This is a genomic window from Staphylococcus sp. GDY8P196P (genome assembly GCF_017891705.1).
Classification (GTDB): Bacteria; Bacillota; Bacilli; order Staphylococcales; family Staphylococcaceae; genus Staphylococcus; species Staphylococcus ureilyticus.
Genome location: NZ_JAESJS010000049.1, coordinates 1 through 905, shown reverse-complemented (window position 1 = coordinate 905; position 905 = coordinate 1). Strand labels below are relative to the sequence as shown.

1 pseudogene is annotated in these 905 nt (G+C 39.6%); it reads right to left on the bottom strand.

What is annotated here, in order from left to right:
• A pseudogene (locus KA814_RS13585) lies at positions 1-905 on the bottom strand (IS256-like element ISEnfa4 family transposase); the annotation flags it as partial.

The following is a 905-nucleotide window of genomic DNA, read 5'->3' as shown; positions in this document are numbered from 1 at the left end:
TTTTGAATATTTAGACTGGTCGATATATTCACCGACTAAGGCATTCTTAGCTGTTCGAGCGAGTTCAATATCCGTAAACTTAAAGATCGCTTTTACTGCTTCTCTAAACGGTTTTGAATTCTTTTTTGGAATGGAACTGAAGATGTTTCTTAAAAAATGGACCTGGCATCTCTGCCAACTTGCGTTGGTAAATGACTTACGAATTGCAGACACTAGGCCTTTATGGGCATCAGAAATGATGAGTTCTGTCCCCTGTAGACCGCGTTCTTTTAAGTATTCAAAGAAGATGGACCATGTGTCATCACTTTCTTCATTTTGGATCATGAAGCCAATGATTTCACGATCACCACCTTCTGTTATCCCGATCGCAATATGGCAGCTTTTAGAAAGCACTCGATGGTCCTCACGGACTTTTATGTAGAGAACATCAGTCATCAGATAAGGATAACTCGTACCTGAGAGTGAACGGTTCTGCCATTCGTTGACCATCGGGTCTAACTGCTCAGTCAGGCTAGAAACAAAAGATTTCGATACCGATTTTCCACATAGCTCTTCAACAATCTTTGAAACTTTACGTGTCGAAACGCCTGAAACATACATCTCAAGCATTGAAGCGAGCAGTGCCTTTTCATTTCGCTGATAACGCTCAAACACCGTCGGTGAAAATTCACCATCACGTGTTCTGGGTACTTTTAATTCTAGCGTGCCTACACGTGTCGTAAAGCTGCGCTCATATTAGCCATTTCGTTGACTTTGTCGGTTTTCTGTTCGTTCATATTCTTTTGCTTGAATATATTCTGTTCGTTGATTTTCCATTAGTTGATTAAATACCGTTGTTAAAATATTTTTAGAAACGTCATCCTTTACAGAATATTCAATAATGCTTTGAATCTCTTCGCTTTTCA